20 protein-coding genes are annotated in these 20,299 nt (G+C 66.4%); 6 read left to right on the forward strand and 14 right to left on the reverse strand.

The annotated features are described in order from the left end of the window. Window positions 1–198: 198 nt before the first annotated feature. The 4 genes from SOM61_RS18205 to SOM61_RS18220 are packed head-to-tail and all read right to left on the reverse strand — an operon-like array spanning window position 199 to window position 5,720. On the reverse strand, window positions 199–1,299 hold the full coding sequence (locus SOM61_RS18205) for a diguanylate cyclase (RefSeq protein ID WP_320475391.1): 1,101 nt from the start codon (window positions 1,297–1,299) through the stop codon (window positions 199–201). After that, a complete protein-coding gene (locus tag SOM61_RS18210; RefSeq protein WP_320475392.1) occupies window positions 1,296–4,001 on the reverse strand; it encodes a bifunctional diguanylate cyclase/phosphodiesterase in 2,706 nt (901 codons plus the stop codon). The genes SOM61_RS18205 and SOM61_RS18210 overlap by 4 nt, the downstream gene beginning before the upstream one ends. Before the next feature lie 7 nt (window positions 4,002–4,008). Continuing rightward, window positions 4,009–4,455, reverse strand: a complete 447-nt coding sequence (locus SOM61_RS18215; RefSeq protein ID WP_320475393.1) for a phosphate ABC transporter substrate-binding protein — start codon at window positions 4,453–4,455, stop codon at window positions 4,009–4,011. Then, window positions 4,455–5,720 (reverse strand): hypothetical protein, encoded by a 1,266-nt coding sequence (locus tag SOM61_RS18220; RefSeq protein ID WP_320475394.1) that lies wholly within the window; start codon window positions 5,718–5,720, stop codon window positions 4,455–4,457. Before SOM61_RS18220 ends, SOM61_RS18215 begins: the two co-directional genes overlap by 1 nt. 250 nt (window positions 5,721–5,970) lie before the next feature. Here SOM61_RS18220 and SOM61_RS18225 point away from each other — a divergent pair, with 250 nt between their 5' ends. Beyond that, window positions 5,971–6,384 (forward strand): hypothetical protein, encoded by a 414-nt coding sequence (locus SOM61_RS18225; RefSeq protein ID WP_320475395.1) that lies wholly within the window; start codon window positions 5,971–5,973, stop codon window positions 6,382–6,384. Here the strand turns inward: SOM61_RS18225 and SOM61_RS18230 are convergent. From SOM61_RS18230 to SOM61_RS18245, 4 genes are all read right to left on the reverse strand, one after another. Further along, a complete protein-coding gene (locus SOM61_RS18230) occupies window positions 6,381–6,896 on the reverse strand; it encodes a M48 family metallopeptidase (RefSeq protein ID WP_320475396.1) in 516 nt (171 codons plus the stop codon). The genes SOM61_RS18225 and SOM61_RS18230 overlap by 4 nt on opposite strands. A gap of 84 nt (window positions 6,897–6,980) precedes the next feature. Further along, entirely contained in the window at window positions 6,981–7,340 is a 360-nt protein-coding gene (locus SOM61_RS18235) for a KGG domain-containing protein (protein WP_320475397.1), read from the reverse strand. Between the two features lie 159 nt (window positions 7,341–7,499). Then, entirely contained in the window at window positions 7,500–7,904 is a 405-nt protein-coding gene (locus tag SOM61_RS18240) for a phasin family protein (RefSeq protein WP_320475398.1), read from the reverse strand. 65 nt (window positions 7,905–7,969) lie between these two features. Next, complete coding sequence (locus tag SOM61_RS18245; RefSeq protein ID WP_320475399.1) at window positions 7,970–9,001, reverse strand: NADP-dependent oxidoreductase; 1,032 nt, start codon at window positions 8,999–9,001, stop codon at window positions 7,970–7,972. A gap of 115 nt (window positions 9,002–9,116) precedes the next feature. Between SOM61_RS18245 and SOM61_RS18250 the strand changes: the two genes are divergently transcribed. Continuing rightward, window positions 9,117–9,659: a YaeQ family protein gene (locus SOM61_RS18250; RefSeq protein WP_320475400.1), complete on the forward strand. Its 543-nt coding sequence runs from the start codon at window positions 9,117–9,119 to the stop codon at window positions 9,657–9,659. 17 nt (window positions 9,660–9,676) lie between these two features. Here the strand turns inward: SOM61_RS18250 and SOM61_RS18255 are convergent, their stop codons facing one another. After that, entirely contained in the window at window positions 9,677–10,447 is a 771-nt protein-coding gene (locus SOM61_RS18255; protein ID WP_320475401.1) for a head GIN domain-containing protein, read from the reverse strand. Window positions 10,448–10,629: 182 nt separating this feature from the next. On the opposite strand from SOM61_RS18255, the gene SOM61_RS18260 reads away from it, so the two are divergent. From SOM61_RS18260 to SOM61_RS18270, 3 genes are all read left to right on the forward strand, one after another. Then, window positions 10,630–11,112 (forward strand): DMT family transporter, encoded by a 483-nt coding sequence (locus SOM61_RS18260; protein WP_320475402.1) that lies wholly within the window; start codon window positions 10,630–10,632, stop codon window positions 11,110–11,112. Window positions 11,113–11,181: 69 nt separating this feature from the next. Then, complete coding sequence (locus tag SOM61_RS18265) at window positions 11,182–12,303, forward strand: type IV pilus twitching motility protein PilT (protein ID WP_320475403.1); 1,122 nt, start codon at window positions 11,182–11,184, stop codon at window positions 12,301–12,303. 142 nt (window positions 12,304–12,445) lie between these two features. Further along, window positions 12,446–12,844 carry a VOC family protein gene (locus SOM61_RS18270; RefSeq protein ID WP_320475404.1) on the forward strand — a complete coding sequence of 133 codons (399 nt, stop codon included), beginning with the start codon at window positions 12,446–12,448 and terminating at the stop codon, window positions 12,842–12,844. A gap of 28 nt (window positions 12,845–12,872) precedes the next feature. Here the strand turns inward: SOM61_RS18270 and budC are convergent, their stop codons facing one another. The 5 genes from budC to SOM61_RS18295 all read right to left on the reverse strand — a co-directional run bounded on the left by budC (window position 12,873) and on the right by SOM61_RS18295 (window position 16,978). Then, the gene (budC, locus tag SOM61_RS18275; protein WP_320475405.1) at window positions 12,873–13,634 is read right to left on the reverse strand and encodes a meso-2,3-butanediol dehydrogenase; all 762 of its coding nucleotides are present in this window, start codon (window positions 13,632–13,634) and stop codon (window positions 12,873–12,875) included. 157 nt (window positions 13,635–13,791) lie between these two features. Continuing rightward, window positions 13,792–15,060 (reverse strand): c-type cytochrome, encoded by a 1,269-nt coding sequence (locus SOM61_RS18280; protein ID WP_320475406.1) that lies wholly within the window; start codon window positions 15,058–15,060, stop codon window positions 13,792–13,794. After that, window positions 15,057–15,776: a c-type cytochrome gene (locus SOM61_RS18285; protein WP_320475407.1), complete on the reverse strand. Its 720-nt coding sequence runs from the start codon at window positions 15,774–15,776 to the stop codon at window positions 15,057–15,059. Before SOM61_RS18285 ends, SOM61_RS18280 begins: the two co-directional genes overlap by 4 nt. A gap of 90 nt (window positions 15,777–15,866) precedes the next feature. Next, a complete protein-coding gene (locus SOM61_RS18290; protein WP_320475408.1) occupies window positions 15,867–16,472 on the reverse strand; it encodes a 3'-5' exonuclease in 606 nt (201 codons plus the stop codon). Beyond that, window positions 16,469–16,978, reverse strand: coding sequence for a ProQ/FINO family protein (locus tag SOM61_RS18295; RefSeq protein ID WP_320475409.1), 510 nt, complete (start codon window positions 16,976–16,978; stop codon window positions 16,469–16,471). Before SOM61_RS18295 ends, SOM61_RS18290 begins: the two co-directional genes overlap by 4 nt. A gap of 562 nt (window positions 16,979–17,540) precedes the next feature. On the opposite strand from SOM61_RS18295, the gene rpoD reads away from it, so the two are divergent. Then, on the forward strand, window positions 17,541–20,273 hold the full coding sequence (gene rpoD / locus SOM61_RS18300) for an RNA polymerase sigma factor RpoD (RefSeq protein WP_320475410.1): 2,733 nt from the start codon (window positions 17,541–17,543) through the stop codon (window positions 20,271–20,273). Window positions 20,274–20,299: the final 26 nt, after the last annotated feature.

The following is a 20,299-nucleotide window of genomic DNA, read 5'->3' on the forward strand; positions in this document are numbered from 1 at the left end:
TTCATCGGAGGTCGATTTCTAGGCCACTGGCCGGGCACACTTGGGTTCCCGCCTCCGCGGGAACGACGTGGTTTTTCCTATGAAGCGGGCTTATTCAAGGGCCCGAAATTATTCCGGACACCAGTGCGCCTTTGCGGGAACGACGTGTCAGCTGAGCGGTGGCCTCGGGTAGACGGCGGGTTATCACCGAGACCGGTTTCAGGCCACCTCGACCCGGTCGCGTCCCGCGGCCTTGGCCCGGTACAGCGCCTTGTCGGCGCGGCTGATCGCCTCCGTGAACGGCTCGCCCGTGCGGCGCGCGGCCAGGCCGGCTGAAAAACTGATGCGGCGCGCGGGATCGAGTCCCTCGACCCGCAGCGCGTGCACGTGGTTGGCCATGCGCTCGAGCACCTGGCGCGCGTCGTGCGGCGCGGCGTCCGGCAACAGCAGCAGGAATTCCTCGCCGCCCCAGCGCGCCAGCGTGTCGTTCGCGCGCAGCGCACCGCGCGCGGCGCTGGCGAACTCGCGCAGCACGGTGTCGCCCAGCGCGTGGCCGTGGAGGTCGTTGACCTGCTTGAAGAAGTCGATGTCGAGCAGGGCCACGCAGCTGCCCGTGCCGGGCGGCTGGCGCCGCTCCTCGGCGCACAGGAGTTCGTTCATGTGGCGGCGGTTGGCCAGGGCCGTCAGTTCGTCGATCGTGGCCAGGGTGCGGATGGTCTCGAGAGCCTGTTCCAGTTCCTGCTTCTTGCGCTTCATGCGCCGGCGCAGCTTGGTCATCTCGCTCGACAGCAGGGCGGTGGACAGCAGCGCCGCCGCCAGGTAGCCGAAGTTCATCGCTTCCACCGCCGGCGGATGGCGCAGCGGGTCGCCCGCCTGCAGCCACCACATGACGCTGCCCATGCCGCCCAGCGTGACCGCCGACAGAAACATGGTCTGGCGCGGGCGCAGGGCGACGGCGCAGAAGGCGATGATCACCACCGTCATGCACAGCAGCGCGGCGCGCATCGGTCCAGAGATCGCGTAACCCGCCATGCAGCAGCCGATAGCGAATACCGACTGCAGCATCGCCAGCACGTCTGGCGCGAGATCCAAACACGTGCTGAAGCGGATCAGCGCATACGAGGCCAGGGTGCCGGCGGCGGCGGTCGCGCCCAGCAGCAGCGCCAGGTCGCGCGGCGTGTGGCCGGCCGCCACCTGGCAGGTCAGCAGCACGATGGCCGCGAGGTACAGCAGGGCGGTGGCGATCCAGTAATTGAGCATGCGCCGAAGCGTGGGCTCGGCGCCGAGCAGGACGCTAGTGGTGTCGCGCACCGGTTTCACGCGACGACTCCGTGGCTGTCCGCCAGCAGGCGCGCCAGCGCCTGGGCCGGCAGCGGGCGGCTGAACAGATAGCCCTGCATCTCGTCGCAGTCGTTGGCGCGCAGGAAGTCGCGCTGCTGCTCGGTCTCGACTCCCTCGGCGATCACGCGCAGGTTCAGTTTATGACCGAGCGAGATCACCGCCAGGGCGATCGCCTGGTCGTCGGCGCAGCTGGCCAGGTCGGCGACGAAGGACTTGTCGATCTTGAGGCGGCTGATCGGGAACGATTTCAGCGCCGACAGGCTGGAGTAGCCGGTGCCGAAGTCGTCGATCGAGAGCGATACGCCCATCGCCTCCAGCTCGCGCATCTTGTCGACCGAGCGGCCCAGGTCGCGCATGATCAGGCTTTCGGTCACCTCCACCTCGAGGGCGTCGGGCGGCAGGCCGCTCGCGCGCAGGGCGTCGGCGATGCGCTCGACCAGGCGCTTGTCCTCGAACTGGCGCGCCGAGACGTTGACCGACATGCTGATTGGCGGCAGGCCGGCGGCGCGCCAGGAGGCGCCCTGGGCGGAGGCGGTGCGCAGCACCCATTCGCCGATCGGGACGATCAGGCCGCTCTCTTCGGCCAGGCCGATGAAGCGATCGGGCGAGACCAGGCCCTGTTCCGGATGGTGCCAGCGGATCAGCGCCTCGACGCCGAACAAGCGGCCCGAGCGCAGGTCGACCTTGGGCTGGTACAGCAGTTCGAACTGGCAGACGCCGGCATCGTCATCCAGGCAGCTGTCCAGGGCTGCACGCAAGCCTTCCAGCAGGCCCAGCTTCTCGTCGATGCTGGCGTTCATCTCGCTGGCATAGAACTGGACGTTGTCGTTGCCCAGCTCCTTGGCGCGGTACATGGCGATGTCGGCGTGCATCATGAGGGCGTTGGCATCGACCCCGTCGCGCGGATAGAAGGTCACGCCGATGCTGCAGCTGACCTGCACTTCCTGGCCCTCGACCAGCACCGGCTCGGTGACAGCCTGGCGTACCTGTTCCAGCAGCGGCGCGATTGATGCCGGTTCGCCCGACAGGGCGGGCAGCAGGATCACGAATTCGTCGCCGCCGAAGCGCGCCAGCGTGTCGCCCGCGCCCAGGCAGCGCGCCATGCGCGCGCCGACCACCTTCAGCAGCGCATCGCCGGCGTTGTGGCCAAGGGCGTCGTTGACCAGCTTGAAGCCATCGAGGTCGATGAAGGCCAGGCCCACCGCGCCGCCGTCGCCGGCGGCAGTCGCGATCGCCTCGTCCAGGCGCTCGCGCAGCAGGCTGCGGTTGGGCAGGCCGGTCAGGTCGTCGTGGTGGGCCAGGTGGCGGATGCGCCCTTCGGCCAGCTTGCGTTCGGTGATGTCGCGCACGATCACCACCACGCCGTCCTCGACCGCGACCGCCTGGCGGTACAGCCAGCGTTCGCCCTGAGGCAGCGAGCGCGCCAGCCATTCGGCTTCGTGCGTGGCCCCGTCCACCGCCACCGCGGCGAGGTCGGCGAAGATGCCGGCGCTGAAGGCGCCGGGCAGCATCACCGATATGCGCTGGCCGGCCAGCTGCTCCTTGCGCAGGCCGGTGAGCTGTTCGGCGCGGCTATTGGTGGTGACGATGGTGAAGTCGGCCACCCGGTCGTTCCGGACGATGCTGCGCAGGACGAAGAAGGCGTCGGGGCTGGCTTCCGAGGCGGCAGCATAGGTTTCCTGGGCCTGGCGCTCGCGCCGGCGCGCCTTGGCCAGCTGCCAGGACCAGGCGCTGACCAGGATCACCACCGCCACCAGCAGCGCGCTGCCGGCGCCGGCGCCCAGCAGCCAGGCGCGCCGCTGCTGGCGAAATTGCGCCATCTGTTCGCTTTCCGACAGGCCGGCCACCGCCAGCAGCGGGAAGCCCCCCAGCGGCCGGCTGGTGGTGTAGCGCGTCTCGCCATCGATGCGGCAGGCCCGCAGGCCGACCATATCGGTGGGCCCGGGCGTGTAGGACTGGCCCCAGGAGACCTGTTCGCCGATGCGCATCGCGCGCACCACGCCGTCCACACCGACCAGGCCGAGCAGGCCCCGTTCGCCCTGGCGCGAGCGTTCGTACGAACTGGTGAAATAGGCCGGGTCGACCGCGACGATGGCCACCCCGGCGAAGCGGCCGGCGGCGTCGTCGATGCGGCGCGAGAAATGAAGATGCGGCTCGGCGGCCTGCGGGTGGACGATGGCCTGGCTCACGTAGGGCTGGTCATGCCGCAAGTGGCGGTGGAACTCGAAATAACTGGCGCCGGACAGGTCGCGCGCGCCGGCGGCCGGATTGCTGGCCAGCACGCGCCCGTGGCTGTCGGTGATCTCGACCTGGAACACCAGGCCGGGCGGCAGCAGCCCCTTGGCCGCCAGCGCGGGCAGGGCGCCTTGTGCGCCGTTCTGCTCGACCGCGTATTTCAGCACGCGCAGGGTCTGGTCAATATTGCTCAGGCTGCGCGCCATCTGCGCCTCGTAGGTGTCGAGCAGCTCTTGGGTGGCGTCGCGCGCGGCGGCGGCCGCGGTGCGGCGCTCCACCTCGATCACATGCAGGGTGCCGAACCACATGGCGCCCAGCAGGAACAGGGCGAACAGCGGCAGCGAGATATGGGTCTCGAGCGCGAGGGCGAGCCAGCGCGCGGGCATGCGGCGCGCCCTGACCGGAAACGGCGCGGCCGGCGTGGCGATGGACGCGAGCGTGTTCATCGCATCCTCACGGCAGCACCAGCACGGCGCGCACCGAGGCGTCGAGCGCATCGCGCCCGATATAGCCGATCATCGCCGGATTCCCGGCCACCAGGCGGCGCACGCCGGCGTCGCCACTGGCTTCGCGCGGCGGCTGGCCGCGGCCGGTGAACACCATCTTCGACCAGTGCGCCTTGAGCAGGGCCGGCGTCTTGCCGGTGAGATCGCGGTAGAAGCTGTCGCGCTGCGGCGCGCCGAGCTGCTGGTCGACGGCGACCGCCTGGGTGCCGTCCGGGAAGCGGCTGGCATGGCCGAGGAAGATCGCGGCCACCTGGTCGGCATTGATCGCGGCGACCTGGCTGCGGCTGGAGACCACCACCACCAGTTCGGCCGACGCGTTGGCGGCGGCCAGGCCGAGGGCGAGCGTAACGAACAGACGCCGCAAGGATGGCAAGGAACGAGAGAACGCGCGCATCAGAACACGAAGTCCATGGCCACGCTGCCGACGTGCACCGCGCGGTCGGGACGCAGGCCGGGCTGGTTGTTGATCAGGGTGCCGCGCGAGCCATCGCGCGGACGCACCCGATCGAGCTGCAGCTTGAGCGCGATATTGGTCGCCGCATCCCAGCGCAGGCCGGCGCTCCAGGTGGACTGCACCGGGATCGCCGCCAGGAAGCCATTCAGGCCGGCATTGATCTGGCCGGCCGCCGCGGCCAGCGGCGGCGGCAAGCCTTCCAGCGGCAGGCCGGGATCGCGGGTCGGGACGTCGGCGCGCACCTGGGCGTAGCCGGCGTAGGGTGTCAGTGCGCCGCGGCGCAGGCCAGCGCCGACATACATCGAGGTGCCGCCACCGAGCAGCGAATCGGTGCGGGTGCGTCCGCACTCTGCGGTCACGAACCAGGCGCCCGGGTCGATGCTCATGCCGATGCTGACCATCGAGACGCGCTTGTTCCTGATCTCGTAGCGGTCGGCCAGCGCGTCGCCGGCCGGCCCGAAGCCGCGCAGCACCGTAAACAGTTCTTCGCCGATGGCGGTGTTCAAACGTCCGCTGGCGGCCGACAGGCGCGCGCTGACGGCGCCGCGTTCGATGCTGTGCGACAGGCCGACGATGTCCTCGGCCTCGATGCGCAGCCCGTTGCGCAGGTCCTGGTTGGTGCGTCCGGCGAATACCTGGGTGGCATGCAGCACCGAACCCGTGCCCCAGCGCCAGGTGGCGTCGAGGCCGTCGCTGCTGGAAATCGGCAGGGAACCGTAGACCTCGACCGGCGTGCGCACCCAGGGGATCGTGTAGCCGACCTTGCGCGATTCGGCGCCGAGGAAGACGGGCAGGGCGATGCGCCCGGCGCGCACGGCCAGGTCGGGCGTAAGCTGGTATTTGACATTGGCCCATTCGAGCCGGGGCGCATAGCTGCCGTCCAGCCGCTGCTCGCTGACCACCTGCAGCACGCCCGACCAGGCGCCAAGATCGAGGTCGAGCTGGGCGCCCAGGCGGCTGTCGACGTCCGGACTCCAGGCCCGCGTATGGCCGGCGCCGTCGGCGCGCAGCACCGAGGCGGTGAAGTCGGCGCTGCGCGAGTCTGAATACACCGCGCCCAGCGTGCCGAAGCCGGACAGCTTGAGCACGGACGTGGGCGCGGCCGGCTCGCCCGGCGCTTCGGCGCCGCTGGCGTGGGAAGACAGGAAAGCGAGCGCGCACGTAGCGAACGCGGCGGACAGGCGCCTGGTATGTTGCTGAACCATGTGATGTGTGAGTGGCCGAAGGCGAGCGAGGCCTCGGTATGACGGCAATTCCGAGTGTGCAGACTGTAGCGGAGCCGGTTCACGAAGTCGAGTGACCGGCGGTTAGAAATTTACTTTTACGAAACGTTCGTTGTTGTAGGGAAACGATAATGGTCGGCTGCGATTGCCATGGCCTTCAGGGAGCCGTGCTGTTTGAAAACAGGCTAGGATGACAGGATGGCATGCCGCCCCGTTTTCCTGAAAGGTTGGAATGAAGCGTTTAGCCTTGATCGTCCTTGCCGCCCTGGCCGCGACCGTGTCGGTGGCCAGGCCCGTGCTGGCCGCGGACCCGGCGTTCTGCACCTCGATGTGCGCCTCCGAGCAGCGCGAATGCCGCGCCGGCGCCCAGGCGCTGCCGCTGGAACAGCGCTTGACCGGGTCTACCGCCGAATCCCGCAATCCCCTGGCGCGCACGGCCCAGAGCGCGGTGCCGGGCCAAGCGACCCGCGCGCTCGATGCGGCCGGCGACAACGGACGCCGGATGGCGCGTCTCGGCGCCTGCGACACGGCGCTCCAGCGCTGCACGCGCGCTTGCGCGGCACAGCCGGATGGCGTGGGACGGTCGCCGCTGCAGCAGCCACCAGCGTCGCCAGTGTCACCCGCGGTGTCGGCGCAGTCGAGCTAGTCGCCGCCCCACAAGCGCTCGCCGGACAGGTCGAGCCAGGTCAGGTACAGGCGCACGTCGAACTCGAGCTGGTGGTATTCAGGCTCCATCCAGCAGCACAATTTATAGAACGCCTTGTCGTGTTCCTTTTCCTTCAGGTGCGCCAGTTCGTGCACGGCGATCATGCGCAGGAAGGGCAGCGGGGCGTCGCGAAACAGGCTGGCGATGCGGATCTCGTGCTTGGCCTTCAGGCGTGAACCCTGGACCCGCGAAATGGCGGTGTGCAGGCCCAGCGCGTGCTGGATGATCTGGATCTTGCTGTCGAAGGCGACCTTCGAGACCGGCGCGGCCTGACGCAGGTAGTCGTCCTTGAGATCTTGCACATAGTCGTAGAGGGCGCGGTCGGTGCGGATGCCGTGCGGCTCGGGATAGCGGCGGCGCAAGGTGTCGCCAAGGCGGTTCTGTTCGATCAGCCCGCTCACTTGGGCTTGCAGGGTGTCCGGGTAAGCGGTCAGGTATTTCAGGGTAGGCATAAGCCCGGCAATGTACCACAGGGGCAGGCCCGCCGCGCGGACCGCGCCGGGACCACCCCGTGGACAGCCAACAGCCAGGCAGCGCTAGCCGTCCTCGCCCTGGCGGTTGCCCTTCTGCGAGGCCGAGGCCGAGGCCGCGGCCGCGGCGGCTGCCGCGCGCTGCGCCGATTGCCGGCTTTCGCCGCCCTTGCGGCCGATATCGGCCATATGGGCGCGGTTGCGGCTCACGGCCTCGCCGCCTTTCTGGCCGGCGCGGCGCGCTTCTTCGGAATCGAATTCGTGCGCCGTGCCTTTCTGGTGGGCCGCCTGGCCGCCCTTGCTGGCGATTTCACGCTGCTGGTTCTGGTCCATTGCCGCGAAGCCGCGCTTGGCGGGCGGCCCGCTCTTCTGGGCGCTGCCCTGACTGCTGCTGCTCTTTCCTCCGTTCTCCTTGCTGGTCGCCATGTCGATCTCCTTGTGCCCTTGGGGCTGTCGGTTGTAGAGGCCGTACGCTATGCATGAACGCACTTGGGTTCGAAGAGCCATCTCGCGCTGCGCTCGTGCGTTTAGAGAAACGTGGTGAGCGTTAGTTCCGCCCCGTCGCCACACGGCGCCCTGGCCCGCTCAGGCGGGGCGTTTCGCGGGCGCCGGCGCCAGCGCGGCTGCGTGCCCGAGGCCGGTCTGGGCTTCGGCCATCACGCCCATCAGGCCCTGCTGCCAGGCGCGCACGTGTTCGCCCAGCGGCTGCCAGCCGCGCATCGCGGTGGGTGCCACTTGCAGGGGATCGGTGCAGGCGGCGAGCTGGCGGCCGGTGTCGAGCGCGGTCTCGACGACGTGGCGCGCCATCTGCAGGTTCAGGTCGGTCAGGCGCGCCAGCAGCTCATGGCTGCGCTGCGACAGCGTGGCCAGCAGGTTCGCTTGTGCGCCCAGCTGGGTGGCCAGTTGCGTATTGATCGGCGTGCCCAGTTGCTGATTGAACTGGCCTTGCAGCGCCGGGTTGGCGGAGAATAGTTCGAAAAGGGACAGCATGGCCGGCTCCATGGAGGCAGGGCGAGGCGCCCTGACCTGTACGACCATGGAGCCGGCGACAAGTTCTAGGCATCCGCCACTTTGAGCACCAGCTTGCCGAGGTTGCGGCCTTCGAACAGCATCAATAGCGCTTGCGGGAACTGCTCGAAGCCATCGACCACGTATTCATGGCTCTGGATCGCGCCATCCTTGAGCCATTCGCCGAGCTGGGCCACAGCCTCGGGATAGCGCGCCGCGTAGTCGAACACGATCATGCCTTCCATGCGCGCGCGATTGACCAGCAGCGCCAGGTAGTTGGCCGGACCCTTGACCGGTTCGGTCACGTTGTACTGCGAGATCGCGCCGCAGATCACGATGCGGGCCTTCATATTGATGCGGGTGAGGACGGTGTCGAGGATCTCGCCGCCGACGTTGTCGAAATAGACGTCGACGCCCTGCGGGCAATGCTGCTTGAGTGCGGCGCCGACGTTGCCGGCCTTGTAGTCGATGCAGGCATCGAAGCCGAGGCGGTCGACGACGAAGGCGCATTTTTCGGCCCCGCCGGCGATGCCTACCACGCGGCAGCCCATCTGCCTGGCGACCTGGCCCACGGTCATGCCGACCGCGCCGGCCGCGCCCGACACCACCACCGTCTCGCCGGCCTTGGCCTGGCCCACTTCGCGCAGGCCAAAGTATGCCGTCATGCCGGGCATGCCGAGCAGGTTCAGCCAGGCCGTCAGGTGGCCCACTGCCGGATCGATCTTTGTCAGGTTGGCGGTCTTGTCGTCGGCCGGGCCGGACCAGTAGCGCTGCACGCCGGTGCCGCCCATCACGTAATCGCCCACGTTGAGGCGCGGCGAGCGCGAAGCCACCACTACGCCCACGCCGCCGGCACGCATGACTTCGCCGATCGCCACCGGGCGGATATACGATTTGCCCTCGTTCATCCAGCCGCGCATGGCGGGGTCGAGCGACAGGTACAGGACCTTGACCACGACCTCGCCTTCGCCCGGTTCGGGCACGGCCTGTTCGTGGAACTGCCAGTCTTCGCGCTTGGGCAGCCCGACCGGGCGGGCGGCGAGCAGGAACTGCTGGTTCGGAGGAAAAGCATTGGTCATCGCGATCTCCATATTCGGTAAGACGGCTAGTCTATACCGGCAGGGAACCCGGCAGTCGCCGCGCATGCGACAATAGCGGGTTTTCATCCACCAGCACCTACAAGCGCACGCAACAATGGCTATCAAAGCGACCATCTACAAGGCCGACCTGTCGATCGCCGACATGGACCGAAACTATTATCAGGAACATGCCCTGACCATCGCCCGGCATCCGTCCGAGACCGAAGAGCGCGTGATGATCCGGGTGCTGGCCTTCGCCCTGCACGCCGATCCGGCGCTCGCCTATGGCAAGGATTTGTTCGACGTCGAGGAACCGGCGCTGTGGCTGAAGGACCTGACCGGCGCCATCCAGACCTGGATCGAAGTCGGCCAGCCGGACGAGAAGCGCCTGCTGAAGGCGGCCGGCCGCGCCGAGAAGGTGGTGGTGTACAGCTATAGCGCGACCAGCAGCATCTGGTTCAAGGGCCTGGCCAACAAGATCGAGCGCGCGAAAAACGTCAGCGTGATCAACATCCCGTCCGAGATCAGCGCGCAACTGGAAAAGATGGCGCAACGCTCGATGCAACTGCAGTGCACGATCCAGGACGGCCAGGTGTGGCTGACCGACGGCACGGACACGGTGCAGGTCGAGCGCGAAGCGCTGCGCGGCGCCCTGTAACAGGCGCCGCTACCGGATCAGTTCGGGGCGTCGCCCAGGCGGCGCGACTTGCCCGAACCGGCGACCGAGCTGCGCAGCTTCGGATCGCCATAGTACTTGACGTCGCCGGACCCGGCGATCGACATGCTCAGTTCGTTCCTGGCCCAGACCGTCACGTCGCCCGAGCCGGCCACGCTGATGCTGGCGCTGTCGGCCGCGACCTTGCCCAGGTCCACATTGCCCGAACCCCCGATCGACACCGACACATCGCGCGCCTTGCCGCCGTTGGCACGGAAGTCGCCGCTGCCGCCGACGCTGACCGAGACTTTGTCGGCGTCCAGGCTGGCGACCCGGATCTTGCCCGAGCCACCCAGGTTGATGCGCAGGCTCTGGGCACGCAGCGCCTCGGCATCGATGGTGCCCGAGCCGCCCAGCGACAGGCGCTCGATCTGGCGCGCGTTGACGACGATCTTCATGGTGTGCGCGCGCAGGTTCATATTGCGCTTGGTCGGGCGGATGCGCAGCACGCCGTCGTCGACCTCGGTCTCGATCAGGCGCTGCAGATTCTCGTCGGTCTCGATCGTGATGCCTTCGGTATTGCCCATGCGTAGTTCGAGCTGGGCCGGCAATTCGAGCGCGATGCCGGTGAAGCGCTCGACCTGGCGCGCCTGGCGCGTCACGCTGCCGCTGCCTTCGACTTTTTCGCCGCCGAAGGGCCAGGCCATGGCAGGCGTGGGCGCGGCGACGCAGGCGAGGGTGGCGGCCAGCAGCAGGGTGCGTACAGCGAAGGATGGCTTGAAGGCTGGCATGGGTGGACTCCGTGATTCGTTTGTATTGCAGCCATCGTAGCGAGCCGGACGTGTCCGGGAGAGGCGTTTGCGACGAATTGCAGCCTTCCGGGGATGAAATGCAGGAGCGCGCGACCGGGCGTGCCGACGCGTCGGCCCGGAATGCACTAAAATCGTGCGTTTTTCGTTAGGGATGTACAGGGATGAACCTGATTTTATTGGCGGCGGCATTTTGCATCGGCGTCGCGATGTCGGCGCAGGCTGCGGTGAACAGCCAGCTGGCCCATTCGATCGGCGCCAATTCGATCATGGCGGCGCTGATCTCATTTAGCTGCGGCACGGTGGCGCTGCTGGTGATGGCGCTGGCCAAGGGCGGCGTGTCCGGCCTGGGCACGACCCTCGCGGCGCTGCCGTCGCAGCCGGCCTGGAAATTCCTGGGCGGTTTCATGGGGGCGGCCTTCGTGCTCGGCACCGTATTCCTGGCGCCGCGCATCGGCCTGTTGACCCTGGTGGTGCTGGTGATCGCCGGTCAACTGCTCAGCTCGATGGCGATCGACCATTTCGGGCTGATCAATATGGCCAAGCGCGAGGTGTCGCCGGTGCGCCTGGTTGGTGCGCTGGTGGTGGCGCTGGGCGTGACGATCACGGTGTTTGGCGAACGCATTGTTGCGAGTTTGTCACGCTGACGATTTTTTTACTCTGGTGCAACATTCCAGTTCTATAATGACTGGAACTCGTTTTTACGTCAGCACCAGATGGAACATCACCAGTCCTCGCAGATCCCGACCCTCTCGTACATCGAAAACGAAGACCATCCGGTGTTCGAGACCCTGGTGCAGCAAATCCTGCACCTGCTCAATTCCAAGCTGGTGTTCTCGGACATCATCATTCATCAGAACAGCCCGTTGATGCTGCGCCAGCCGAAAGGCCTGGTGGCGGTGACCGATTCGCCGATTACGAAGGAAGAGCTGGAAGAATTCTTCGACGTGATCGAGCCGAACTGGCCGCAGCGCATCGCCTCACGCGCCTTCGACCGCTCCATCGATTTGCACACGGCGCGCATCCGCGCCAACTGCTTCCGTTTCCAGGGCGGCAAGCGTATCGGGTGCGTGATCCGGCGCTTTCCGAAGGAGCCGATTGCGCTGTCCGACCTGGGCCTGTGGGACGACGAGCGCGAGTTTGCGCGGCTGACCAGCGGGCTGGTGCTGATCATCGGTGACACCTGCCAGGGCAAGTCGACCACCATTGCCTCGATCCTGGACGAGATCAATCGCCAGCGTTCGGGGCACATCATCACCATCGAAGATCCGGTCGAGACCTTGATCCCGCAGCGCAAGTGCATCATTACCCAGCGCGAGGTGGGAGAGGATGGCGACGTCGAGAGCTATTACCTGGGGGCGCTGGATGCGCTGCGCGAGCGGCCGGATGTCATCGTGATCGGCGAAATCCGCGATGCGCAGACGGCGCAGGAGGCGCTGGCGCTGGCCGAGTCGGGGCCGCTGGTGCTGGCGACCCTGCATGCGCGCTCGACCGAGCTCGGGCTGCAAAAGATGCTGCGTTTGCTGGGTAATTCGGACGCGCAGGCGCAGGCATTGGCGCATGCGCTGCGGGGCATCCTGTGCCAGGCCTTGCTGCCGTCGGTCGAGGGGAATCGCTACTACCTGGCGACCGAGTGCCTGACGCCGAGTCCGGCGGTTGTGCGGATGCTGGAGGCGGGGGACCTGGGTGGTATCCGCGCTCACATGAACAAGGGGATCGATGCCGGCTGCCACACGATGAATTCATCGCTTGAGGGACTCCTGGCTTCGCACAAGGTGCGGGTCGAGGATGCGCGTAATGCCACCACGGATCGGGTCGCGTTCGCGGACATGGTCTGACCGGCCTGGCGGTCGTCGCCGCGCTGTGGGCCATGTGGCCTGGCATGAAAATATTGTTCGAGGGCGTGTCGATTCCGCGCGTTGCCGTTCGTCGTAGGGATGATGTACCGGTTGCCCATTCCACCTCTACGAAGGAAACGCGATGAACAAGCAGATTATCCTCAACTTGCCGGTGCAGGACCTGGACAAGTCCAAGGCTTTCTTTTCCGCGCTCGGCTTCACGTTCAATGCCCGCTTTAGTGGCGAGCACTCGGCATTCATGCACATCGTCGGCGACACCATTCAGGCCATGCTGACGACCGAACCTTTTTTCAGGTCGCTGATCGACAAGCCCGTCGCGCAGGCGAAGCAAGCCAATGAGATCGTCATCTGCCTGAGCTGCGAAAGTCGGGAAGAAGTCGACACCCTCATCGCAAGAGCTGTCGCCGCCGGCGGCCGGACGCCGCACCCGCCGGAGGACCACGGGTTCATGTATGACCAGGGCTTTGAGGATATCGACGGCCACTTGTGGAACCTGGTCTGGGTCGCTCCAGAGGCTTGACTCACGTTGCGCCGCCAGCGGGCCGGATTTATTGAGGCGGCTGTCCGTTCGATGCCATCAACCCCGCATCGACCGGCAGATTCACACCGGTAATCAGCCGCGCATCCTCGCTCGCCAGGAACACCATAGCCGCCGCCACGCCCTCCGGATCTTCCGGCGCGCCGAGCGGCATGCGTTCATTGAACTTGGCGACCAGTTCGGGATCGTTCACCATATCCTCGGTCATCCCGGTTTTCGTGAAGCTCGGATTGACGGCGTTTACGCGCACGCCATGCTTTGCCATATCCATCGCCATCGCCCGCACCATATTGCTGACGGCGCCTTTCGAGGTGTTATAGGCAAACAGATTCCAGTCGCCCCCAAGTCCGGAAACCGAGGAGGTCATGACGATCGAGCCGCGCGCTTTGATCAGCTCGGGCATCGCCGCCTTGGCCATGTGATAGTAGCCGCCGACATTGACCGCCATGACGCGCTCGAAGTCTTCTTCGCTCGTCTGCGTGATGTCGCCCTCGGTGGCCATGCCCGCATTGTTGATGAGGATATGCAGGCCGCCGAAGCGGTCGACGGCCGCCTTGACGGCGGCGGTCGCGGTGTCCTTGGCCGCGGTATCGCCGATCTGCACGAGGACGCGGTCTTGCGGAAGGCTGGACGCAGCCTTCTGCAGCTTGTCGCCATCGATATCGAGCATCACGACGCGGGCGCCTTCATCGAGGAAGCGGCGGGCGACCGCCAGGCCGATGCCGGAAGCCGCACCGGTGACTAGTACGGTTTTTTCGTTGAAACGGTTCATGCTATTCCTTTCGGGCCGGCTCATGGCGGCGCGACTGCGCGCAGGCCGCCAACGTGAGCCTGATCGGTTCGCGGGAGTTTGGTCCGACGATAGCACGGCCATACCTGCACAGCCGTTCGGTTCTGGCAGGCAAGGGCAGAGCACGTTGCTATCCGCTTCAGTCTCCCGTAATCGCCCGGTACCGGTTGACCTCGACCGCAGTCACAGGCGGCGCCGCATTGCCCCAGCTGGTCCGGATCCAGCTGAGCACCGCCGCCACCTGGGCATCGTCCAGCTCATGGCCGAACGGCGGCATGCCATACGGACGGGGATTGCCCTTCGTCCCGGGCGGGAAGCCACCATTGACCGTCATGCGGATCGCATTCACAGCCGGCGTAAGGGTCACGGCGCGATTGCCGGCCAGCGGAGGATAGGCGGGCAGCTTGCCCCGCCCATCGTCGCCATGGCACTGCGCGCATTTGGCTTCATAGATGCGGCGTCCTTCGATCAGCACCTGCTCACCCGCAGGCGGCACGCGACTCGGCCGCTGCGCGGGCGTTGCCGGCAGCGATTGCAGATAGCTCGCCATCGCTCCCAGGTCGTCGGTCGTCAGATGCTGCAGGCTGCGCGCCACGACTTCGGCCATCGGCCCTGTCGCCGAGCCGCGCGGCGAGATGCCGGTGCCGAGCAGCGCCACGATGTGTTCCTTGTCCCAGTCGCCAAGGCCAGCCTCGCTGCCGGACGTGAGCGACGGCGCATACCAGCCCAGCGTGGGAATCAGGCCGCCATCGAGTCCTTCCTTGTGCGCGCCGAACTGGTTGCGTGTGCTGTGACAGGCGCTGCAATGTCCCAGGCCTTCGACCAGATAGGCGCCGCGATTCCACTCCGCTCCGCGCGCCGGCTGCTGCTCGTGCACGCCGGGCCGGAAGTACAGCAGGCGCCAGCCGGCCAGCAGCGCCTGGCTGTTATAGGGGAAGCCGAGTTCGTGCGGCCGGTTCGGCTGGCGCTGCGGCGCGAGGCTGCGGAAATAGGCGAACAGGGCGTCCGAATCGTCGCGCGTGACCCTGGTGTAGTTGGTGTAGGGGAAGGCCGGATAGAGCAGGCGGCCATCTTTGGCGATGCCGTTGTGCAGGGCGTTCCAGAAGTCGTCCGCGCTCCAGTCGCCGATGCCGGTCTGCCTGTCGGGCGTGAGATTCGGCCCGTAGAAACGCCCGAATGGCGTCTCGAGCGCGCGGCCGCCGGCATACGCCACGCCGCCGCGCGCCGTGTGACAGGCGATGCAGTCGCCGGCCCGCGCCAGGTAGGCGCCGCGCTCGATATTGGCGGCAGATGGAGCGTAGGCCTGCGGCGAACTCGATGGAATATGCTCGGCGCGCGGCCAGGCCAATACCGCCGTGGCCAGCGCGACAACGATGATGACGAGGAGGACTATCCGTAACGTTTTCATCGCGCCTCCGGATCGCTGCCGCAGGCCAGCGGCAGCGGGCGTGCGATGGATTCGGCCGGGCGCGGGTCATGCGGCATCGGCTGCGCCGCCAGCCAGCCCGACACGGCCGCCACGTCCTCCAGCGACAGGCGCGCGGTGATGTCGGCCATGCAGTCGGGCGCATGCGCGCGCCGCACCTTGTTGCGCCAGGCGCCGAATTGCGCATTGACGTAATCGCGCGGCAGGCCGAGCAGGCCCGGGATGTTCGGCTGCACGCCGGTCAGGCGCGCGCCATGGCAGGCGACGCAGGCCGGGATCTTGCGCGCCGCGTCGCCGTCGACCACGAGCTGGCGCCCGCGTTCGAGCACTGCGCTTGATAAGCCGGGAGCCTGGGGCGGCAGCACGGTCGGCGGCAGGGCCGCGAAGTGCTGGGCGATCTCGCGCAGGTAAGCGTCGGGCAGGTGGTCGACCAGGTAGGTCATCAGCGGATACTGGCGCCGGCCGTCACGGAAGTTGAGCAGCTGGTGATAAAGATAGCCGGCCGGTTTGCCCTGCAATCGCGGATAGAAGCTGTCGTTGACCGGATTGCCGCGCGCATCGACCCGCGCGTGGCAGGTCGCGCAGGCGAGCAGGCGCTGGTCGAGGGTGTCGGGAACGGATTGCGGCGCCGCCGTGGCCGTACAGGCGAGCAGGCCGAACAGGGAAGCAAGGGACAGGCGTAGGCGACGTGAAATCATGAGCTCCCACCGGCATCGACGATGTGGGAATGATATCGCGAATTGTTGAGCCGGAACTCCCTCTTTTGGTGCGCAGTCAGCCGCCGAGGGTCAGGCCGGCGGATTCGCCTTCCAGTGCCGGTAGATCTTCAAGGCCGCATGCGCATCGTCGGCCGCATACTGCAGCTGCTTGTCCGACAGACGGGGCAGGGCCCAGTTGGTGGTGGTGATGCGCTTGGATTTTTGCAGGCGCTGGCCGAAGAAGCGCTCGACGGCGCTACGTGCGCCAAGCGGATTGCGTTCACCGCGCCGGCGCAGGGCCGTCGACAGGTCGAGCACATTGCGCAGCTCGATGCCGAACTTGGATTTCAGGCGCCGCACGTCGTCGCCCAGCCCAAAGCCGACCTTCAGCACGCGCTCGTCTTCGAGCACGGGTTTCAGGACGGTGATGGCCAGCGCATTGCCGGCCGGGGTCGCGGTTTGGAACAGCCAGGCCGTTTCCAGGGTCGCGAGCTGCACCAGGTGCGGCCCGGTCGAGACTTCTCCCTTGGCGAAGGTCGGCTTGGATTCGGTATCGAAGCCGATCGCGTCGCTGCCCAGCAGGTCGGCCAGCGCCTCGCGTGCGTCCTGCTCGCTGCGCACCAGGCGTACATTGGCCAGGTCGATGCCGACGTAGGCCGGCAAATCGTCCTCGATGATCTCGGGCTCTGCGCTCAATTCTTGGCGAATTTCGAGGCCAGCGCCTGCAGTTTTTCCTGGCGCTTGCGGTTGTTTTCTTCTTCTTGCGCGGCGTCGCGCTCGGCCTTCTTGCGCTCGGCTTCTTTCTTGAAGCGCTGTTGCAGCTGCTCCTTGGCGTGCAGGCGGTGCGCCTCGGGCACTTCGGCGCCGGCGGTGCCGTCCAGGTCATGGCGCGTTTTCGCCTTTTCCATCGCGCGCAGGTAGCGCATCGAACCGGTGTGGATGCCGAGTGCGGCGCGCATGACCTTCTTGTCCAGGCCGGGCATGCGGGCCAGCAGTTGCTTGTCGATGCCGATCGACAGCGGCAGGCAGTCGCGGAAGGCTGGATACTCCTGCTGGAGCTGCTTGAGCAGTGCGCGCGCCGACAGGCCTTGCGCCGGCGCGGCGCTTGGCGCCGGTGCGGCCGGTGCTGCTGCTTGCGGCTGCTGCGCCTCCGGCGTGGTGGCGTTGGTGTCGACGGACTCTGCAGGGGTATTGGTATTCATTGACTTCATGGTAAGAACAAGATTGCGAAGGATAGCACGGCGCTCGGGCGCGCATTGTACTAGTTCCAATTATAAATGTTGGGAAACTTGCAGCGGGGGGAAGCGTCGGCGCATGAAATCGTGTATCATCCGCCTCTTGCCTTGAGACCGGCTTGCGCCGGCGCAGACGCACCCAGAAGCTTGTGCAGTCGGCATGTCAGGGTGGCGCTATGTGAATTGTGTATATCCCTTATCGGATCTATCAATTATCACCAAAACTTGCATTGGGGCATAATAGCCCCTTCCCCTATTCTTCTAGAAAAATAGATGCAAGCCCGTGTTAGCGGGCTTTTTTTCGTTCCGACATGCACAGCACGATTTTGAACATCGACCATCGCCTATCTGTCCGCAGCCCAGAATCGAGTTGGCGCGCGCAAAAACCGGTAAGTCGTGCTTGAAACCTGGCATGTCCGCCCCTAGGTAGGGCCACTTCCGTTCCCCCTTTCCCAGGACCCGTACGCGGGTCCCGCTGGATTATTGACTTCGCAGGCGCGCAACTGGCCTCGACTGGAGAGTTTTAAGTATGAAAAACACCGCCAAGACATTGACACTGACAGCGAAAAAAGCGCCGGCCAAGGCTTCGGCGCCGCTGGCAGTGCCGAAAACCGCGACCTCCTACTTCCTCGAAACGGAAGCGGCGGCCAAGGTGACGGTGGTCAAGACCCGTTCGCGCCTGGCCACGCTCAAGGCCCAGGCCGACGCCATCCTGGCCGCCGGCGGCCCGGTGGCGGCCGAGCCGGTCGCTGCGCCAGTCGTGGAAGAGGCGCCTGTTGCTGCGCCGGTCGTGGCCCCGATCGCCGCCGCGGTCGAAGAAGTCGTGGCCGAAGCCGCCGCCCCGGTGCTCGACGAATCTGCTCCTGACTCTGTCGCTGCGGACGTGGAAGCCGGCATCGACCTGGCCGCCGAATACCTGCAGGCGCAGGCCAAGCCGGCCGTGGCGCCGGTCATCGTGCGCAAGCGCGGCAAGCTGGCCGCCCTGAAGACGGCCGAGCCGGAAGCGCCGGTCGTCGCCCCTGCTCCGACCGCGGCGCCGGTGGCCCAGGCCGCCGCCGAGGAAGCGCCGAAAGTCGTGCGCACCCGCGCCGTGCGCCGCGTCGACACGGGCGCCAGCGTCCCTGTGAGCGCCGTCGGCGCCGTCAGCAAGACCACCGACGCCGCCGCGCTGGCTGCGATCGACACCTCGGGCTACCTGCTGCCGCAGGTGAAGGTTCCGGGCCGCCGCGGCCGCAAGCCAAGCGAATTCGTGCCGGAGAACGACGAAGTCGCTGCGTTGAACGCCGTCGAACGCGCCGAACTGAAGGCCGCCTCGAAAGCGCGCGAGCGCAAGGCCAAGGGCATCGCCATGCTGAGCGAAGCCGGCTTCTCGGATACTGAGCTCGAAAAACGCCGCCAGCAGCTGAAGAACCTGATCAATATGGGCAAGGAGCGCGGCTACCTGACCCATGCCGAGATCAACGACCACCTGCCTGAAAACATCATCGATCCGGAAGCGATCGAAGGCATCATCGCGACCTTCAACGACATGGGCATCGCCGTCTACGAGCGGGCCCCTGAAGCCGAGATGATGCTGCTGTCGGACCAGGCCGTGACCCCGACCAGCGAAGATGAAGTCGAAGCCGCCGCCGCCACCGCCTTGTCGACCGCCGACTCCGACTTTGGCCGCACCACCGACCCGGTCCGCATGTACATGCGTGAAATGGGCGCGGTGTCGCTGCTGACCCGCGAAGGCGAGATCGAGATCGCCAAGCGCATCGAGCAGGGCCTGAAGGACATGGTGCAGGCCATCTCGGCGTGCCCGATCACGATTTCGGAAATCATCGCGCTGTCGCACAAGATCGCCAGCGACGAGATGAAGATCGACGACGTGGTGGACGGCTTCGTCGACCTGAACGACACCCCGGCGCCCGCCGCTTCGGTGGCCCACGCGGCTGCCGTGGCCGAAGAGGACGACGAGGAAGAGGAAGAAGTCGAGGAAGAAGAAGAGGAAGGCGAGGGCGGTAACGCCGGCGGCGCCGCGGCCGGCTATTCGGCCGAGCAATTGGCCCAGCTGCGCAAGAGCGCGCTGGAGAAGTTCACGCTGATCGAGCAGCAGTTCGACCTGATGGGCCACGCGTTCAAGAATGAAGGCTACGGTTCGCCGGCCTACGAAGAAGCGCAGGCCGTGATCTCGTACGAGCTGCTGGGCATCCGCTTCACCGCCAAGGTCGTGGAAAAGCTGTGCGACACCCTGCGCCGCCAGATGGACGAAGTGCGTTCGATCGAGCGCGCCGTGCTGGACATCTGCGTGAACCGCTGCGGCATGCCGCGCGCCCACTTCATCAAGGTCTTCCCGGGTAACGAAACCGACCTGCAATGGGGCGACCGCGAAGTCGACTGCGCCTATCCGTACAGCGCGGTGCTGAGCCGGAATCTGCCGGCAATCAAAGAGCTGCAGCAGCGCATGATCGACCTGCAGGCGCGCGTGGCGCTGCCACTGGCCGACCTGCGCAAGATCAACAAGCAGATGGCGGCCGGCGAAAAGCGCGCACGCCAGGCCAAGCGCGAAATGACGGTGGCCAACCTGCGTCTGGTGATCTCGATCGCGAAGAAATACATCAACCGCGGCCTGCAATTCCTGGACCTGATCCAGGAAGGCAATATCGGCCTCTTGAAGGCGGTCGACAAGTTCGAATACCGCCGCGGTTATAAATTCTCGACCTATGCGACCTGGTGGATCCGCCAGGCGATCACGCGCTCGATCGCCGACATGGCGCGCACCATCCGCGTGCCGGTGCACATGATCGAGACGATCAACAAGATGAACCGCATCTCGCGCCAGATCATGCAGGAAACCGGCAGCGAGCCGGATCTGCCGACCCTGGCCGCCAAGATGGAGATGCCGGAGAATAAGGTTCGCGAGATCATGAAGATCGCGAAGGAACCGATTTCGATGGAAACCCCGATGGGCGAGGACGGCGATTCGCAGCTGGGCGACTTCATCGAAGACAACGCGACCCTGGCCCCGCTGGACGCCGCGCTGCATGCTTCGATGCGCAACGTGATCAAGGAAGTGCTGGACTCGCTGACCCCGCGCGAAGCGAAGGTGCTGCGCATGCGCTACGGCGTCGAGATGTCGAACGACCACACGCTGGAAGAAGTGGGCAAGCAGTTCGACGTGACCCGCGAGCGTATCCGCCAGATTGAAGCCAAGGCAATGAGCAAGCTGCGCCAGCCGTCGCGTTCGGACAAGCTCAAGACCTTCCTGCACAACCAGTAATTTGCTGGCTCGCTGGATGTAGAAAA

The organism is Massilia sp. CFBP9012, assembly GCF_034045115.1.
In the GTDB taxonomy this organism is placed as follows: Bacteria; Pseudomonadota; Gammaproteobacteria; order Burkholderiales; family Burkholderiaceae_D; genus Telluria.

Excerpts from the sequence above, each read along its gene's own strand:
- budC (WP_320475405.1), bottom strand. The coding sequence starts at position 13,634 with ATGAACCGTTTCAACGAAAAAACCGTACTAGTCACCGGTGCGGCTTCC.
- SOM61_RS18210 (WP_320475392.1), bottom strand. The coding sequence starts at position 4,001 with ATGAACACGCTCGCGTCCATCGCCACGCCGGCCGCGCCGTTTCCGGTC.
- SOM61_RS18260 (WP_320475402.1), top strand. The coding sequence starts at position 10,630 with ATGAACCTGATTTTATTGGCGGCGGCATTTTGCATCGGCGTCGCGATG.
- SOM61_RS18265 (WP_320475403.1), top strand. The coding sequence starts at position 11,182 with ATGGAACATCACCAGTCCTCGCAGATCCCGACCCTCTCGTACATCGAA.
- SOM61_RS18285 (WP_320475407.1), bottom strand. The coding sequence starts at position 15,776 with ATGATTTCACGTCGCCTACGCCTGTCCCTTGCTTCCCTGTTCGGCCTG.
- SOM61_RS18250 (WP_320475400.1), top strand. The coding sequence starts at position 9,117 with ATGGCTATCAAAGCGACCATCTACAAGGCCGACCTGTCGATCGCCGAC.
- SOM61_RS18225 (WP_320475395.1), top strand. The coding sequence starts at position 5,971 with ATGAAGCGTTTAGCCTTGATCGTCCTTGCCGCCCTGGCCGCGACCGTG.
- SOM61_RS18295 (WP_320475409.1), bottom strand. The coding sequence starts at position 16,978 with ATGAATACCAATACCCCTGCAGAGTCCGTCGACACCAACGCCACCACG.
- SOM61_RS18215 (WP_320475393.1), bottom strand. The coding sequence starts at position 4,455 with ATGCGCGCGTTCTCTCGTTCCTTGCCATCCTTGCGGCGTCTGTTCGTT.
- SOM61_RS18230 (WP_320475396.1), bottom strand. The coding sequence starts at position 6,896 with ATGCCTACCCTGAAATACCTGACCGCTTACCCGGACACCCTGCAAGCC.
- rpoD (WP_320475410.1), top strand. The coding sequence starts at position 17,541 with ATGAAAAACACCGCCAAGACATTGACACTGACAGCGAAAAAAGCGCCG.
- SOM61_RS18245 (WP_320475399.1), bottom strand. The coding sequence starts at position 9,001 with ATGACCAATGCTTTTCCTCCGAACCAGCAGTTCCTGCTCGCCGCCCGC.
- SOM61_RS18235 (WP_320475397.1), bottom strand. The coding sequence starts at position 7,340 with ATGGCGACCAGCAAGGAGAACGGAGGAAAGAGCAGCAGCAGTCAGGGC.
- SOM61_RS18240 (WP_320475398.1), bottom strand. The coding sequence starts at position 7,904 with ATGCTGTCCCTTTTCGAACTATTCTCCGCCAACCCGGCGCTGCAAGGC.
- SOM61_RS18270 (WP_320475404.1), top strand. The coding sequence starts at position 12,446 with ATGAACAAGCAGATTATCCTCAACTTGCCGGTGCAGGACCTGGACAAG.
- SOM61_RS18280 (WP_320475406.1), bottom strand. The coding sequence starts at position 15,060 with ATGAAAACGTTACGGATAGTCCTCCTCGTCATCATCGTTGTCGCGCTG.
- SOM61_RS18255 (WP_320475401.1), bottom strand. The coding sequence starts at position 10,447 with ATGCCAGCCTTCAAGCCATCCTTCGCTGTACGCACCCTGCTGCTGGCC.
- SOM61_RS18220 (WP_320475394.1), bottom strand. The coding sequence starts at position 5,720 with ATGGTTCAGCAACATACCAGGCGCCTGTCCGCCGCGTTCGCTACGTGC.